The sequence below is a fragment of the Kribbella solani genome, assembly GCF_014205295.1.
Taxonomy (GTDB): domain Bacteria; phylum Actinomycetota; class Actinomycetes; order Propionibacteriales; family Kribbellaceae; genus Kribbella; species Kribbella solani.
Genome location: NZ_JACHNF010000001.1, coordinates 2626275 through 2642929, shown reverse-complemented (window position 1 = coordinate 2642929; position 16655 = coordinate 2626275). Strand labels below are relative to the sequence as shown.

Annotated in this window: 12 protein-coding genes and 1 pseudogene; all 13 read left to right on the top strand. The window is 69.3% G+C overall.

The annotated features are described in order from the left end of the window. Nucleotides 1–247 precede the first annotated feature (247 nt). On the top strand, nucleotides 248–679 hold the full coding sequence (gene mraZ, locus HDA44_RS11840; protein WP_184833762.1) for a division/cell wall cluster transcriptional repressor MraZ: 432 nt from the start codon (nucleotides 248–250) through the stop codon (nucleotides 677–679). A 320-nt stretch (nucleotides 680–999) separates the two neighbouring features. Then, the gene (gene rsmH / locus HDA44_RS11835) at nucleotides 1000–1965 is read left to right on the top strand and encodes a 16S rRNA (cytosine(1402)-N(4))-methyltransferase RsmH (RefSeq protein WP_184833760.1); all 966 of its coding nucleotides are present in this window, start codon (nucleotides 1000–1002) and stop codon (nucleotides 1963–1965) included. Continuing rightward, a complete protein-coding gene (gene ftsL / locus HDA44_RS11830; protein WP_238352420.1) occupies nucleotides 1965–2642 on the top strand; it encodes a cell division protein FtsL in 678 nt (225 codons plus the stop codon). The genes rsmH and ftsL overlap by 1 nt, the downstream gene beginning before the upstream one ends. A gap of 343 nt (nucleotides 2643–2985) precedes the next feature. Further along, nucleotides 2986–4851, top strand: a complete 1866-nt coding sequence (locus HDA44_RS11825) for a peptidoglycan D,D-transpeptidase FtsI family protein (protein ID WP_337905870.1) — start codon at nucleotides 2986–2988, stop codon at nucleotides 4849–4851. Nucleotides 4852–4916: 65 nt separating this feature from the next. Further along, nucleotides 4917–6476 (top strand): UDP-N-acetylmuramoyl-L-alanyl-D-glutamate--2,6-diaminopimelate ligase, encoded by a 1560-nt coding sequence (locus HDA44_RS11820; protein ID WP_184833758.1) that lies wholly within the window; start codon nucleotides 4917–4919, stop codon nucleotides 6474–6476. After that, complete coding sequence (locus HDA44_RS11815; RefSeq protein ID WP_184833756.1) at nucleotides 6473–7891, top strand: UDP-N-acetylmuramoyl-tripeptide--D-alanyl-D-alanine ligase; 1419 nt, start codon at nucleotides 6473–6475, stop codon at nucleotides 7889–7891. The genes HDA44_RS11820 and HDA44_RS11815 overlap by 4 nt, the downstream gene beginning before the upstream one ends. Beyond that, nucleotides 7888–8988 carry a phospho-N-acetylmuramoyl-pentapeptide-transferase gene (mraY, locus tag HDA44_RS11810; RefSeq protein WP_184833754.1) on the top strand — a complete coding sequence of 367 codons (1101 nt, stop codon included), beginning with the start codon at nucleotides 7888–7890 and terminating at the stop codon, nucleotides 8986–8988. Before HDA44_RS11815 ends, mraY begins: the two co-directional genes overlap by 4 nt. Next, nucleotides 8985–10421 (top strand): UDP-N-acetylmuramoyl-L-alanine--D-glutamate ligase, encoded by a 1437-nt coding sequence (murD, locus tag HDA44_RS11805; RefSeq protein WP_184833752.1) that lies wholly within the window; start codon nucleotides 8985–8987, stop codon nucleotides 10419–10421. Before mraY ends, murD begins: the two co-directional genes overlap by 4 nt. A 15-nt stretch (nucleotides 10422–10436) precedes the next feature. Further along, a complete protein-coding gene (gene ftsW, locus HDA44_RS11800; protein ID WP_184833750.1) occupies nucleotides 10437–11684 on the top strand; it encodes a putative lipid II flippase FtsW in 1248 nt (415 codons plus the stop codon). 22 nt (nucleotides 11685–11706) lie between these two features. Next, nucleotides 11707–12795 (top strand): undecaprenyldiphospho-muramoylpentapeptide beta-N-acetylglucosaminyltransferase, encoded by a 1089-nt coding sequence (gene murG / locus HDA44_RS11795; protein ID WP_184833748.1) that lies wholly within the window; start codon nucleotides 11707–11709, stop codon nucleotides 12793–12795. After that, a complete protein-coding gene (gene murC / locus HDA44_RS11790) occupies nucleotides 12792–14252 on the top strand; it encodes a UDP-N-acetylmuramate--L-alanine ligase (RefSeq protein WP_184833747.1) in 1461 nt (486 codons plus the stop codon). The genes murG and murC overlap by 4 nt, the downstream gene beginning before the upstream one ends. 18 nt (nucleotides 14253–14270) lie before the next feature. Next, nucleotides 14271–15011 (top strand): cell division protein FtsQ/DivIB, encoded by a 741-nt coding sequence (locus tag HDA44_RS11785; protein WP_184833745.1) that lies wholly within the window; start codon nucleotides 14271–14273, stop codon nucleotides 15009–15011. A 159-nt stretch (nucleotides 15012–15170) separates the two neighbouring features. After that, nucleotides 15171–16346 (top strand): annotated as a pseudogene (gene ftsZ, locus HDA44_RS37145) (cell division protein FtsZ); the annotation flags it as partial. Between the last annotated feature and the right edge of the window lie 309 nt (nucleotides 16347–16655).

Sequence of the window (16655 nt, the reverse complement as noted above, 5' to 3'; positions counted from 1 at the left end):
CACTTCGCTCCACAGCGCCCGGATCAAGCCTGTTTCACGCCTGGATCGACCCCGCTGGGACCACCCGGCAACCGGTTGAGGCGGCAGCGACACGCGGGTTCGGGTAGCGGATTCCAGGCGGCACGGGGGCGGAATGGGGCGCAAGTTGGTTGACGGTGGGGCAAAGTGGAGTAAGGTGGAGCGCAGTGGAACTGAAGTGGTGGAAACACTCGCCTGAGTCGGAAGGTCCGCAACGGGGAGGTGGAGCGTGTTCCTCGGAACTCACTTCCCCAAGCTCGACGACAAGGGCCGGCTGTTCCTGCCGGCGAAGTTCCGGGACGAGCTGGCCGACGGTCTGGTGATCACACGCGGGCAGGAGCGATCGCTGTCGGTGTGGCCGGAGCGTGAGTTCGTCCAGCTGACCGAGCAGTTGAAGCAGGCTCCGATCACCAACAAGGGTGCGCGGGACTACCTACGGATGTTGTTCGCCGGTGCCTCCAACGAGATGCCGGACAAGCAGGGCCGGGTCACCATCCCACCGATGCTGCGCGATTACGCAACGCTGGATCGCGACTGTGTCGTCATCGGGGCGATGAATCGGGTGGAGATCTGGAACACGGAGAACTGGAACAGGTACTCCGCGGAGCAGGAGCAGGCGTTCGCCGACCTCTCCGAGGAAGTACTGCCAGGCATCTTCTGAGCGCGACGAGTTTTCAGCTGAACAGTGCGAACCGCGACACACCGACCGTCCGGTGAGATCACGGGTCCGACTTCCGACCTGGAGTGTTGACGCCACTTCCCCGGCGCCAAGACCAGCAGGTACTTCCCCGGAAGGCGTACCCGCGATCTGACCGGACGGTGTCGTCTACCTCCGCACCCCGATCAGCGATGGCCAGGCAGCACCGATCAGTAGCGAGCAAGGCAGCACCCGGACCGGCACCGCGACGCCGGCCGGAACACAGGACCTGCGGGGGCAGGGTCGCTCCCGCGATGGCAGGGGAAGTGACGGGAAGGGTCGAGATGAACGCTGCGGAGCGGCATGTGCCGGTGATGCTGGAGCGCGTGGTCGCGCTGCTGGCTCCGGCGCTGGCCCGGCCCGGCGCGGTCCTCGTCGACGCCACCCTCGGCCTCGGTGGTCACTCCGAGGCGTTCCTGCGGCAGTTCCCGGACGTCCGGCTGATCGGGCTGGACCGCGATCCGGCCGCGCTGCGGCTGGCCGGCGAGCGGCTGGCCCCGTTCGCGGAGCGGATCACGCTCGTGCACGCCGTGTACGACGAGCTGCCGCGCGTACTTGCCGAGCTGGGCGTACCGGCGATCGACGGCATCCTGTTCGATCTCGGGGTCTCCTCGATGCAGCTGGACGAGGCGGAGCGCGGGTTCGCGTACGCCCAGGACGCGCCGCTGGACATGCGGATGGACTCCACCGGGCCGGTCACCGCGGCCGACATCGTGAACACATACAGCGCGGCCGAGCTGGCCCGCGTGCTGTTCCAGTACGGCGAGGAGAAGTTCGCTCGCCGGATCGCGGATCGGATCGTCCGGGAGCGCGAGACCGAACCGTTCACGAACAGCGCGCGGCTGTCCGAGCTGGTCCGGAACGCGATCCCGCAGGCGGCCCGCCGGACCGGGGGGCACCCGGCCAAGCGCACCTTCCAGGCACTGCGGATCGAGGTGAACGGCGAGCTCGAGGTGCTGCGGCGCGCGCTGCCGGCCGCGCTCGAGGCGCTCGCCCTGCACGGCCGGATCGTGGTGATGAGCTACCAGTCGCTGGAGGACCGGATCACCAAGCAGGTGTTCGCGGCCGCCACCAAGACCGACGTGCCCGATGACCTGCCGGTGATTCCGGCCGGACACGAGCCGTACCTGAAACTGCTGACCCGGGGTGCCGAACGGCCGACCGAGGAGGAGGTCGCGGTGAACCCGCGGGCCGCCTCCGCTCGCGTGCGGGCGGCCGAGCGCGTCCGGGAGAAGGGACTGGTGGCCTGATGAGCACTGTCTTCAGCCCGCAGAAGGCGCGGGTGACGCCGGTCCCCGCGAAGGCGGCGAAGAAGGCGCAGCCGCGGCTGCGAGTCGTGTACGGGGCGCCGTTCCGGCCGCCGCGGATGCCCTTCGTCATCTTCGTGGTGTCGCTGCTGGCGGCCGGGCTGGTCGGTCTGTTGCTGCTGAACACGCAGTTGCAGAGCGGGACGTTCGACATCACCAAGCTGAACAACCAGGCGAACCAGCTGAAGGACCAGCAGGAGGCGCTGGAGAAGCAGGTCCGCACGCTGGAGTCGCCGCAGAACCTGTCCGACCGGGCGCTCCGGATGGGCATGGTGCCGAACCCGAACCCGGTGTTCCTGCGGTTGTCCGACGGGCGCGTACTGGGAGTGCCCGCGGAAGGCAAGGCCGGTACCGGGACGACGATGTTCGGTCCTGGTACGCCGACCGGAACAGCAACCACGAAGCCACCAGCCGCGGTCAAGCCACCCACCACCGCGGTGAAGCCACCGGCCAGCACCGCGGTCACGCCACCAGCCGGCACGGCCAAGCCGCCGGCCGGCACCACCAAACCGCCGGTCGGCACTACCAAGCCGCCGACCAGCACGACCAAACCGCCGACCGGTACCACCAAGCCGCCGGCGGCCACGACGAAGCCACCCGCCACGACCACACGGGGATGATCGGATGACGGACCGACGGGGAAACGAGCCGCCACGCAAACGTGGTGCCGCATCGGACCGGGGCAACAACCCGCCGCGCAAGGCTCAGCCCCGTCGTCCGTCCGCTACGGACAGTACTCGTAGCAACCCCACCCGCAACCGCCGCCCATCAGAAGAAGACACTCCCCGCCGCCCAACAACTGACAGAGACGGCGCACGGCGCCGTCCGGCCACCGGCGGGCGGGGAGCTGGGGACAAGCAGCGCGCCGCAGGGGCACGGAGGCAGGCTCCGGCGGGCCGGACGGGCGGCGCAGCGACGGGCCGGACGAGCGGCGCGCCGGCGAGGACAGCTGCCAAGCGGCCGGTGAAGAAGGCTGCCAAGCGGCCGGTGGCCAACCGGCCGGCGCCGCGGCCCAAGAAGAAGGTACGGAAGCCGCCGCGGATGTTGCGGCTGGGGCGTCCGATGGTGCGGTTGCGCGTCACGCTCGGCGTGATGGCGTTCGTACTGTCATTGTTCGCCGGCCGACTCGTACTGCTGCAGGGCGTCGACCCGGACAGCTACGCGCAGGCGGCGACCCGGGAGAACGCCCGGACCTTCATCCTGCCCGCCTCCCGCGGCAGCATCGAGGACCGGAACGGCGTCGAGCTGGCGGTCACCGAGGACGCGGTCGCGATCACCGCCGACCCGAGCCAGACCAAGCCGGTGGCGCAGCAGCTGGCCGCGATCCTCGCACCGAAGCTGACCGGCACCACCTCGGCGAAGCTGATCGCCGCGATGACCGGCAAGGGCCGCTTCACGTACCTGGCCCGCCAGGTCACGCCGCCGGTGTGGAGTGAGATCCAGGCCGAGATCAAGACGCAGAACGCGGCCATCACCAAGCAGAACAAGGGCAAGCCGCAGGAGCAGCAGGCACCGCTGCTGATCGGCCTGTACACCGAGCAGGACCCGATTCGCAGCCACCCGATCGGCAGCGTCGCCGCGTCCCTGGTCGGCGTCACCGGCCACGACGGCAAGGGCCAGTCCGGGCTGGAGTACGGCCTGAACGACAAGCTGTCCGGCCAGGACGGCAAGGCGATGTACGAGGTCGACTCGAACGGCAACAAGATCCCGAACGCGAACCACACCGTGCAGGACCCGAAGCCCGGTGTCGGCGTCCAGCTGACCCTGGACACCGACCTGCAGTACTTCGCCGAGAAGCGCATCCAGGAGGCGGTCGAGAAGTACAAGGCCAGCTCCGGCACCGTGGTCGTGATGGACGTGAAGTCCGGCCAGCTGATGGCGGTCGCGAACTACCCGTCGTTCGACCCGAACAAGAAGAAGTACACCTCGGCGGACCTGTCCAACCCGGCGCTGGAGCGCAGCTACGAACCGGGCAGCGTGCAGAAGGTGGTCACGATGGCGGCGCTGGCCGACGCCGGGAAGATCAACCTGAACACGAAGCTCAAGGTGCCCGGCAGCATCGACGTCCAGCGCCGGATCATCAAGGACCACTGGAACCACGGCGAGCTGAACCTGACCATCTCCGGCGTGATCGCGAAGTCCTCGAACGTCGGTACGATCATCGCCGCGCAGCAGATGCCGATCGCGCAGTTCGTGAAGTACCTGCACGACTTCGGGTTCGGCGAGCCGACCGGGCTGAACTTCCCGGGCGAGACGAAGGGCCTGCTGACGCCGGGTGACGAGTGGCCCGAGCTGACCCGGTCGAACGTCGCGTTCGGTCAGGGCCTGTCGGTGAACGCGATCCAGGAGACCGCCGCGGTGAACGCGGTCGCGAACGGCGGCGTGTACGTGCCGCCGCAGCTGGTCCGCAACTACGTCGAGGCCGACGGCACCGTGGTACCGAACCAGGCGGGCGCGCCGCGCCGGGTGGTCAGCGAGAAGGCGGCCAAGGAAGTCACCACGATGATGGAGGCGGTGACGGCGAAGAAGGGCACCGCCCCGCAGGCCGCGATCGACGGCTACCTGGTGGCCGGCAAGACCGGTACCGCGCAGCAGGTCGACCCGAAGACCGGCAAGTACGGCAAGTGGGCGACTTCTTTCGCCGGATTCGCGCCGGCAGACAACCCACGGTTCGTGACGTACGTCGTACTGCACGACCCGAGCGACGGCGTTCGGGGTGGTGGCCTGCAAGGAGGACCGGTGTTCCGCGATGTGATGAGCTACGCGCTGCAGAAGTACGTGGTGCCGCCGACGGGCGCGCAGCAGCCGAACATCCCACTGACCTGGTGAAGTCCGGCTTCGTGACGCAGGGTCAGGTAGGAGTCACAGGGTCCGTGGCGGTAGCCTCAGGGCCCGTGTCCACCCCTACCGCCGCCGGCGGCGCGGTCGCAGCGATCCGGCCCCGGCATGTCGTGCCGGTCGGCCTCGCCGACCTCGCGACCGTCGCCCGCACCCAACCACCGGCAGCGTCGCCGGTAGCCGTGACCGGCGTCTCCCTAGACTCGCGCTCCATCCTTCCCGGTGATCTGTACGCCGCTCTGCCCGGCGCGGTCACGCACGGCGCGGAGTTCGTCGCGCAAGCGCGATCGGCCGGCGCGGTCGCCGTGCTGACCGACTCGACCGGAGCCGACCGGGCCGCCGCGAGCGGCCTGCCGACACTGATCGCCGGCAACCCGCGCGAGATACTCGGCGCGGTCGCGTCCCGGATCTACGGCGAGCCGACCAGCGAACTGCGGTTGATCGGCGTCACCGGTACGAACGGCAAGACCACGACCAGCTTCCTGCTCGACTCCGTACTTCGGCAGCTCGGCCCGACCGCGTTGATCGGCACGATTCAAACGCGGATCGGCGACGAGGTGGTGCCGAGCGTACGAACCACTCCCGAGGCCACTGATCTGCAGGCCTTGTTCGCGGTGATGCGCGAGCAGGCGGTGCCGTGGTGCTCGATGGAGGTGTCCAGTCACGCGCTGGCGATGGGCCGGGTCGACGGCGCGCGGTTCGCGGTCGCGGGTTTCCTCAACCTTTCGCAGGACCACCTGGATTTCCACAAGACGTTCGAGGACTACTTCCAGGCGAAGGCCGCGCTGTTCACTCCGGAGCGGTGTGATGTCGCCGTGGTGACGATCGACGACGCGTACGGGCGCCGGCTGGCCGCGCAGACCGTCGTACCGCTGGTCACGGTGTCCACCACCGGCGACGCGGACTGGACGGTCGCGAACAAGCACCGCTCCGAGCGACCGGGGCGGTGGGGTGGGGAAGGTATTCAGCGGAGCACCACGGTGTTCGACATCGAAGGGCCGGGGGAGACCCTGACCGTGGAGATCGGGTTGCCGGGTGACTTCAACGTCGCCAACGCGCTGCTCGCCACCGCGATGCTGCGTCAGCTGGACGTACCCGCCGAGGCGATCGCCGCGGGATTGCGGATGGCGGCCGTACCCGGCCGGATGGAGCCGTTCACGCGCGCGGACGGACTGACCGTGATCGTCGACTACGCGCACACGCCGGACGCGGTCGCGCTGGCGCTGACCGCCGCGCGGACGGCGACCAAGGGCCGGCTGTTCGCCGTCGTCGGCTGTGGCGGCGACCGGGATCCGTGGAAGCGGCCGGCGATGGGCGCCGAGGCGGCCCGCGCCGCCGACGCCGTGATCGTCACCGACGACAACCCGCGTAGCGAGGACCCGGCCGCGATCCGGGCCGCCGCGCTGGCCGGCGCCCGCGAGGCAGTGCCGGCTGCGGACCTGCAGGAGATCGGCGACCGGCGGCAGGCGATCGCGACCGCGATCCGGCTGGCCGGCCCGGGCGACACCGTCGTCGTCCTGGGTAAAGGACATGAAACAGGCCAGGACGTCGGCGGTGTGATCCACCCGTTCGACGACCGCGAAACCGTGCGTGAGCTGTTGGAGGCAGACCGGTGATCCCTGTCAGTTGCGGAGAGATCGCCGAGGTCGTCGGCGGCGAGCTGGTGGGCGCCGAGCCCACGGCCGTCGTGGACGGCGCGGTAGTCGTCGACTCGCGGAAGGCCGGACCGGGCGGACTGTTCGTCGCCCTGCCCGGCGAGCGCGTCGACGGGCACGACTTCGTCGCCGCGGCGACCGCGGCCGGCGCCACGGTCTCGCTCACCACCCGCCCGGTCGACGGCAGCCCGTGCATCGTCGTCGGTGACGCGCAGCGCGCGCTCGGCGATCTGGCCCGGTACGTGGTGGCGAAGCTGCCCGACCTGACCGTGATCGCGCTGACCGGGTCATCCGGAAAAACCAGTACGAAGGACCTGATCGCCCAGGTGATCCGCCCGTACGGCGAGACGGTGTCGCCGGAAGGCTCGTTCAACAACGAGATCGGGCATCCGCTGACCGCGCTGCAGGCGACCGGGTCGACGAAGTACCTGATCGCGGAGATGGGCGTACGCAGCCTCGGCGACATCACCTACCTGGCCGGAATCACGCCGCCGGCGATCGGTCTGGTGCTGAATGTCGGTACTTCGCACATCGGCAAGCTCGGTAGTCAGGACAACATCGCGCTCGCCAAGGGTGAGTTGATCGAAGCCGTGCGGGCCGGTGGTACCGCGATCCTGAACGCGGACGACGACCGGGTCGCCGGGATGCGCGGCCGGACCCGGGAGAAGGTGCTGACCTTCGGCGAGGCGGCTGAGGCCGAGGTACGCGCGACGGAGCTCAAGATCGACGGCGAGGGCCGCCCGACCTTCACACTGCACGTCGGAGCAGGATCAGCCGCCGACGACCAGCCGGCCTTCAGCACTTCTGTTTCGCTGCGGTTCATTGGTGAGCACTACGTTTCGAACGCGCTGGCCGCCGCGGCGGTCGGGGTGGCGCTCGGGCTGACGCCGGAGCAGATCGCCGCCGGCCTGAACGCCGCGACGCCGCTGTCCGCGGCCCGGATGGAGCTGACCGAGCGGCCGGACGGCGTGACGATCATCAACGACGCCTTCAACGCGAACCCGGAGTCGACCCGCGCCGCGCTCAAGTCGCTGGCCGCGATCGGCCGGTCCCGCGGCGCCCGGACCTGGGCGGTGCTCGGCGAGATGCTCGAACTCGGCGACACCTCGACCGCCGAACATGACGCGATCGGCCGGCTGGCCGTCCGGCTGGACGTGAACCGGCTGGTCACGGTCGGCGCGGGCGCGAAACCGATCCATCTCGGTGCCTCGCTGGAAGGCTCGTGGGGCAACGAGTCGGCGTACGTGGAGACCATCCCGGACGCGCTCGCGCTGCTCCGGTCCGAGTTGCGCGCCGGTGACGTGGTCCTGGTGAAGTCGTCCAAGGCGGCGAAACTGCGCAGCCTCGCCGACGCCTTGCTGGAGGACGTGCAGTGATCTCGATCCTGTTCGGCGGTGCCGTCTCGATGGTGCTGACCCTGATCGGCACCCGTTGGGCGATCAAGTGGCTGGCCCGGCGCGGGTACGGTCAGGAGATCCGTGACGACGGTCTGCAGTCGCACCAGATCAAGCGCGGTACGCCGACGATGGGCGGCACCGTGTTCATCATCGCGACCATCGTCGGGTACTTCAGCGCGAAGCTGTTCGCGATGCTCACCACCGGCGCCGGCAGCGGGCCGAGCGCGTCCGCGATCCTGGTGCTGTTCCTGTTCGCCGGGATGGGCGCGGTCGGCTTCCTGGACGACTTCATCAAGATCTTCCGGCAGCGCAGCCTGGGCCTGCGGAGCAAGGCGAAACTGGCCGGCCAGACCATGGTCGCGGTGGTGTTCGCGGTGCTCGCGCTGCAGTTCCCGGACGACCGTGGGCAGCGGCCGGCGTCGCCGTTCATCTCGTTCATCCGCGACATCGGCTGGCTGGAGCTGCCACTGATCGTGGTGGTGATCTGGATTCTGCTGCTGATCGCCGGTATGTCCAACGGCGTCAACCTGGTCGACGGTCTGGACGGCCTGGCCACCGGCGCGTCGATGATGGTGTTCGGCGCGTACACGCTGATCTGCATCTGGCAGTTCAACCAGAGCTGCGCGACCGAGCGGGGCGTCGGCGCGAAATGCTACGAGGTACGCGATCCACGTGATCTTGCGGTGGTCGCGGCGTGTCTGACCGGCGCGCTGTTCGGCTTCCTCTGGTGGAACGCGTCGCCGGCCAAGATCTTCATGGGTGACACCGGTTCGCTGTCGCTCGGCGGCGCGCTGGCCGGGATGGCGGTGATGACCCGGACCGAGCTGCTGGTGCTGGTGCTCGGCGGCCTGTTCGTCATCGTCACCGCGTCGGTGATCCTGCAGGTCGGCTACTTCAAGATCACCAAACGTACCGCCGGCGTCGGTAAACGATTGTTCCGAATGGCGCCACTACAGCACCACTTCGAGATGCTCGGCTGGGAACAGGTGAACGTGGTGATCCGGTTCTGGATCATCCAGGGCCTGTGCGTGGTGATCGGCCTCGGCATCTTCTACGCGGAATGGGTGACCGGATGAGTTTGGAGTCACGGACCGCCGACGGCTGGGCCACCACCCGGTTCGTGGTGCTCGGGTTCGGTACGGCCGGGTACGCGTGCGCCGACTCGCTGATCCAGGCCGGGTCGGAGCATGTCGTCGTACTGGACGACCGGGACAACGAGGCGCTGCGGGAGAAAGCGCGGATCCTGGAAACGCTCGGCGCGACCATCACGCTCGGTCCGGGCAGTACGGCCGAGCTGCCGAAGGAGGTCGACGTCGTCGTCACCTCGCCCGGCGTACCGCCGCACGCGCCTTTGCTGGCGCAGGCGGCCGAGCGGGACGTACCGATCTGGAGCGAGATCGAGCTCGCCTGGCGGCTGCGTGACCCGGCGAACGCGGCGCCCTGGCTGTGCATCACCGGGACCAACGGCAAGACCACGACGGTGCAGATGCTGACCGCGATCCTGCAGGCCGCCGGTCACCGGGCCGTTGCCGCGGGCAACGTGGGGCTGCCGTTGCTCGAGGCGGTGATGGACCCGGAGCCGTACGACGTGATCGCGGTCGAGCTGTCCAGCTACCAGCTGCACTTCACCCATTCGATGTCGGCGCATTCGGCCGCCGTACTGAACCTCGCTCCGGATCATGTCGACTGGCACGGTTCGATGGCGGCGTACGCGCTGGACAAGGGCCGGATCTATGCGAACTGCCAGGTCGCGTGCGTGTACAACGTCGCCGACCCGGCCACCGAGCAACTGGTCGCGGACGCGGACGTGGTGGAAGGCTGCCGCGCGATCGGCTTCACGCTGGGTACGCCGGGACTGTCGATGATTGGTCTGGTCGACGATCTGATCGTCGACCGCGCGTTCATCGAGGAGCGCGCCACGTCGGCCCAGGAGCTCGCCAGTCTCGCCGACATCACCCCGGCCGCGCCGCACAACGTCGCGAACGCGCTCGCCGCCGCGGCGCTGGCGCGGTCGTTCGGCGTCCCCGCGACCGCGGTCCGGGACGGGCTGCGCGGCTTCCGGCCGGACAAGCACCGGATCGCCCACGTCGCGGAGGTTGCCGGAGTCAACTATGTCGACGACTCGAAGGCGACCAACCCGCACGCCGCGCAGGCATCCCTGCTGGCGTACGAGCACGTGGTCTGGATCGCCGGCGGCCAGGCGAAGGGCGCGACCTTCGACGAACTGGTGATCGCCGCCCGCGATCGGTTGCGCGCGGTGGTGCTGCTCGGGCAGGACAAACAGGTGATCATCGAAGCCCTCGAGCGACACGCACCGGATGTGCCGAGGATCGTGGTTGACGCGACGGACACTGGTGCCATGCGGATCGTGGTGGGGGAGGCGGCGAAGCTCGCACGGGTGGGTGACACCGTGCTGCTCGCGCCCGGCTGCGCGTCCTGGGACATGTTCGCCAACTACGGAGCCCGCGGCGACGCCTTCGCCGAAGCAGTTCGCTCCCTGGCCGAATGAGCCGGGGGTGATCGGGTGACGTCGGTACCGGATCAGCCGGCCCGGCGGAAGGCCGGCGAACGCGCTTGGGTGGCAGCGATCCGGGACGTCCTGGATCGGCCGCTCACGTCGTACCACATCGTCCTCGGCGCGACCGGGCTGCTGCTCGTCCTCGGGCTGATGATGGTGCTGTCGGCGTCCAGCGTGCTGGCGCTGCGGACGACCGGGAACAGCTACACGATCTTCGTCCGGCAGTCGATCTGGGTCGCGGTCGGTCTCCCGATGGCGTACGTCGCCTCCCGGATGACCCCACGGCACTTCCGGATGCTTGCGTACATCGCGCTGCTCGGCTCGATGTTCCTGCTGGTGCTGACGTACATCCCGGGTCTCGGCGTCGGCGTGAACGGCAACACGAACTGGCTGAACCTCGGCGGACCGCTGCAGATCCAGCCGAGTGAGTTCGCCAAACTGGCGATGGTGCTGTGGTGCGCCGATCTGTACGCCCGCAAGGAGAAACTGCTCACCCAGTGGAAGCACCTGCTGGTACCGATGGTGCCGGTATGCGGTCTGGTGATCGCACTGGTGGTCGGCCAGCACGACCTCGGTACGGCGCTGGTGCTGATGGCCGTGATGATCGGGATGATCTGGATCGTCGGCGCGCCGACCCGGTTGTTCGTCGCGACGATCGTGGTCGTCGGCGCGGTGGCGACGTACTTCGTGAACGCGGAGAAGTACCGGATGCAGCGGGTCACCTCGTTCCTGGACCCGTTCGCGGACCCGACCTCGGTCGGCTGGCAGGCGTACCACTCGTTCTACGCGCTCTCCACCGGCGGCTGGTGGGGCGTCGGGATCGGCAACAGCCGGCAGAAGTGGGGCAACCTGCCGGAGGCGCACACCGACTTCATCTTCTCGGTGATCGGCGAGGAGCTCGGCCTGGTCGGCTCACTCACCGTGCTCGCGCTGTTTCTCGCGCTGGCGTACGCCGGGGTGCGGATCGCGACCCGGAACACGCAGCCGTTCGTGCGGTACGCGGCGGCCGGAATCACCATCTGGCTGATGGCGCAGACGCTGGTCAACCTCGGTGCCGTGATCGGACTGCTACCCATCGTGGGGATCCCGCTCCCACTTTTGTCGTACGGTGGTTCCGCACTGCTGCCGACGTTGATCGCGATCGGTATGTTGCTGTCCTTCGCGAAGGCCGAGCCCGGCGCGCAGGCCGCCCTGAAAGAAACCCGGCGGTCCCGTTTCGGCTGGTTGCCTTCGCGGCGTCTGTCATACAAGTGAACCCGCGGGAGCGTTGAAAGCTGTGCCCAGCATTGTTCTGGCCGGTGGCGGTAGCGCCGGTCATACTTCACCCCTGATCGCCACCGCTGACGCGCTGCGCCGGATCGACCCGACCGTGGAGATCCTCGCGCTCGGGACCGAGCGCGGCCTGGAGACCCGGGTCGTCCCGGAGGCCGGGTACCGGCTGGAGCTGATTCCGCCGGTGCCACTGCCGCGCAAACCGACGCCCGCGCTGCTCGCCGTCCCGGGCAAGATGCTGGCCTCGGTCAGCGCCGCCCGGCGGGTCCTGGACGAGGCGAAGGCCGACGTCCTGGTCGGCTTCGGCGGGTACGTGTCCACGCCGGCGTACGTCGCGGCCTGGCGGCGGAAGACCCCGATCGTCGTCCACGAGGGCAACGCGGTGCCGGGAATCGCGAACAAGTTCGCCGCCCGGTACTGCACCCAGCACGTGAAAACCTCCTTCCCAGGGTCCGACCTGCCGCACGCCGAGTACGTCGGGCTGCCGATCCGGCAGGCCATCTCGACGCTCGACCGGGCCGCGCTCCGGGCCGAGGCGCGGGCGTTCTTCGGGTTGGACCCGGACGCCCCGACGCTGTTCGTCACCGGTGGTTCGCAGGGCGCGCAGCGGATCAACGAGGCGATCTCCGGCGCCGCCGCGGACCTGCAGGCGGCCGGCATCCAGGTGCTGCACGCGATCGGCCCGAAGAACTCCCTCGAAGTACCGCAGACCGGCCGCTACCCGTACCGGGTGCTGAACTACATCGACCGGATGGACCTCGCGTACGCCGCGGCCGACCTGGTCGTCTGCCGTTCCGGCGCGAACACCGTCACCGAGGTGTCCGGCGTCGGGCTGCCCGCGATCTACGTACCGCTGCCGATCGGTAACGGTGAGCAGCGGCTGAACGCCAAGCCGGTGATCGACGCCGGCGGCGGCATCCTGATCGGCAACGCCGACCTGACCGTGGACTGGGTGCGCGCGAACGTGCCCCAACTTCTGCACGACCGGGAGCGTCTGACAGCTATGTCCACCGCTGCCACCGGCGTGATCCGTACGGATGCCGACGACCGATTGGCGCGGATCATCCTCGATGTGGTGGGGTCTGCGTCGTGATCGTCACCGCTCCGGACACGCTGTTACCGGCCGAGAAGCTCGGCCGGGTGCACTTCGTAGGAATCGGCGGTGCCGGGATGTCCGGGATCGCCCGGATCATGGCCGCCCGCGGGATCGAGGTGTCCGGCTCGGACGCCAAGGACGGCAAGGTGCTGGCCGCGCTCCGCGCGCTCGGCGCGACCTGCTGGGTCGGGCACGCCGCCGAGCACGTCGAGGCCGTCGACACCGTGGTGGTGTCGACCGCGATCCGCGAGACCAACCCCGAGGTGGTCGCCGCCCGCGCCGCCGGAATCCCGATCCTGCCCCGGGCCGCCGCGCTCGCGTCGGTGATGGTCGGCCGCCGTACGCTCGCCGTCGCCGGAACGCACGGCAAGACCACCACCACGTCGATGCTGACCGTCGCGCTGCAGCACTGCGGCGCCGACCCGTCGTACGCGATCGGTGGCAACCTGAACGAATCCGGCTCGAACGCGCACGACGGCAGCGGCGATCTCTTCGTCGCCGAGGCGGACGAGTCGGACCGGTCCTTCCTGACGTACACGCCCGAGGTGTCGATCGTCACGTCGGTCGAGCCGGACCACCTGGACAACTACGGCGACGAGGCCAGTTACCGGAAGGCGTTCGAGGAGTTCTGCGGGCGGGTGCTGCCGGACGGATTCATGGTGATCTGTGGTGATGACGCGGGCGCTCGGCAGCTGACCACATTTGCCCGCGAGCAGGGCATCGAGGTTCGTACGTACGGCGAGTCCGATGATGTCGACTTGCGCGTGACCGAGCTGACCGCTGAGGGTGCGACGCAGTCGTTCGTGCCGGTGTATCGCGGGCGGAAGCTGCCGGTCGTACACCTGCAGCAGGCGGGCAAGCACAATGCGCTGAATGCTTCGGCGGCGCTCGCGGTCGGTCTCGGGCTGGGGTTCTCCGCGACCGATCTCGCTGAAGGGCTGGCCGCCTTCACGGGCACCGGCCGGCGGTTCGAGTTCAAGGGGCTCGAGGACGGCGTGCGGGTGTTCGACTCGTACGCGCATCACCCGACCGAGCTGGCCGTCGACCTGACCGCGGCGCGGACGGTGGCGGGCGAGGGGCGCGTGATCGCGTGCTTCCAGCCGCATCTGTTCAGCCGGACGCGGATCTTCGCGGCCGAGTTCTCCGAGGCGCTGGCGCTGGCCGACGAGGTCGTGGTGATGGATGTCTTCGCCGCGCGCGAGGACCCGGAGCCTGGTGTCACCGGCGCGCTGATCGCGAACCACGTGCCGCTGAAGCCCGAGCAGGTACGGTTCGAGCCGTCCTGGTCCGCCGTACCGAAGCTGGTCGCGGGGCTGGCCGCGCCGGGCGACCTGGTGGTGACCCTCGGCGCGGGCGACGTGACCCTGATCGGCCCGGAAGTCGTCGCTTTGCTGGCCGAAAGAAGCCTCACCCGCGAGCCTTCCCAAGACCCGCTCTCTCCTGTGGTGGAGTAATTGGGTGGGGTTCGTTGAATGACCCAGAGCGTGGATCTGGCTCGGGCACAGCAGAAGTTCGCGCGCCGGCAACGGCTGGTGCGGTGGCGGAGCTGGCTGCCCTGGGCCATCGGCGGCGGGATCGTCGTGCTGTCCGGGCTGATCGTCTGGCTGTTCTACTTCTCCTCCGCGTTCGCGGTCAGCGGGGTCCGGGTGAGCGGCGCGGACACGGTGCCGGTGGCAACGATCGAGCAGACCGCGGCGGCACCGATCGGTACGCCGCTGGCGAAGGTCGACCTGCGCGCGATCGCGGACCGGGTCCGCGGCATCCCCGCGGTCGCCGACGTCCAGGTGACCCGCTCCTGGCCACGGAAGATCGTGATCGTGGTCACCGAACGGGTCGCGGTGGTGGTGGTCACGGACGGTTCGCGGTACGAGTTGGTGGACGCGACCGGCAGTTCGTACCGGACCGTCCCGGACCGGCCGGCCGGGTTGCCGGAGGCGAAGGTGACCGGGGTCCGGCGCGACGTCACGATCCATTCGGTGGTGACGGTTTCGGCCGCGCTGCCGGACACGCTCCGGTCCCAGGTGGGCTCGATCACGGCGACCTCGCCGGACTCGATCACCCTCAACCTCAGCTCCGGGGTGAAGGTGGTCTGGGGCAGCGCCGATAACAGCGCGCAAAAGGCGGGCGTACTCAGCGTGCTGATGAAACGGCAGGCGAAGGTGTACGACGTGTCGGCGCCCGATCTCCCTGTCACCAAAGGCGAAAAGCGATGATCGATCACATCCCGGACTGTGCGGCGAGGCGCGTGGACAGCGTCGGAAAACGTCCCGTACCGTGCGTCGTAATCTAAAGTTGACATAAGTCTAAGCATTCACTTGAGGTTCAGTCTTTTCGCTGGACAACGGGAAACGAACGAGGCGAGAGGCGCGGACGTGGCGGCACCGCAGAACTACCTGGCACTCATCAAGGTCGTCGGCATCGGCGGAGGCGGCGTGAACGCCGTCAACCGGATGATCGAGCACGGTCTGAAGGGCGTTGAGTTCATCGCCATCAACACCGACGCCCAGGCGTTGCTGATGAGCGACGCGGACGTGAAGCTCGACATCGGCCGCGAGGAGACCCGCGGCCTCGGCGCCGGCGCGAACCCGGCGATCGGGCAGAAGGCCGCCGAGGACCACGCGGAGGAGATCGAGGAAGCGCTCAAGGGCGCCGACATGGTCTTCGTCACCGCCGGCGAGGGCGGCGGCACCGGCACCGGCGGCGCGCCCGTGGTGGCCCGGATCGCCCGCTCGCTCGGCGCGCTGACCATCGGTGTGGTGACCCGGCCGTTCTCGTTCGAGGGCAAGCGCCGCGCCACCCAGGCCGAGGACGGGATCGCCACTCTCCGCGAGGAGGTGGACACGCTGATCGTCATCCCGAACGACCGGCTGCTGACCATCTCCGACCGCGCCGTGTCGGTGCTGGACGCGTTCAAGCAGGCCGACCAGGTGCTGCTGCAGGGTGTCTCCGGCATCACCGACCTGATCACCACGCCCGGCCTGATCAACGTGGACTTCGCCGACGTCAAGGCAGTGATGTCGAACGCCGGCTCGGCGCTGATGGGCATCGGCTCGTCCCGCGGCGAGGACCGCGCGGTCGCGGCCGCCGAGGCGGCCATCTCGTCTCCGTTGCTGGAGGCAAGTATCGAGGGCGCGCACGGCGTGCTGCTGTCGATCGCCGGTGGGTCCGACCTGGGCCTGTTCGAGATCAACGAGGCGGCCCAGCTGGTGTCGGAGTCCGCGCACTCGGACGCGAACATCATCTTCGGCGCGGTGATCGACGACGCGCTCGGTGACGAGGTCCGGGTCACGGTGATCGCGGCCGGCTTCGACGGCGGGATGCCGAAGCGCCGCGAGCAGGCGATGAACCAGGCCCGCCCGCAGTCCTCCCGGCCGGCCGCGCAGAACTACTCGGCCCCGATGTCCGGCGGCTCGACCCCGCAGTTCGGCCAGCAGTCCGGTCAGCCGGGTACGGGCCAGCCGGGTACCGGTCAGCCTGCTCAGGGTCAGGCCGGCACCGGCCAGCCCGCCCAGGGGCAGTTCAGCGCGGGTCAGTCCGCGCATGACCAGTCCGCTCCGGGTCAGGCGGTTCCGGGGCAGTCCGTGCCGGGGCAGCCTGGTCAGGGTCAGTCGGTCCACGGCCAACCGGTTCAAGGGCAGTCGGTGCAGGGTCAGTCGGTGCAGGGGCAGGGCGGTCAGTCGCACGCCGTACCGAACCAGCAGGCCGCCGGCCAGCCGCACGCGGTCCCGAACCAGCCGCCGGCCGGTACGCCGACCGATGACACGGTTCCGGTTCCGGCGCCGACCGAGCCCCGCGCCGGTACGACGAACTCCGCCCGCCCGCAGGCCGGCGAGGGCGTCCGCACGGTGCAGTCCGGT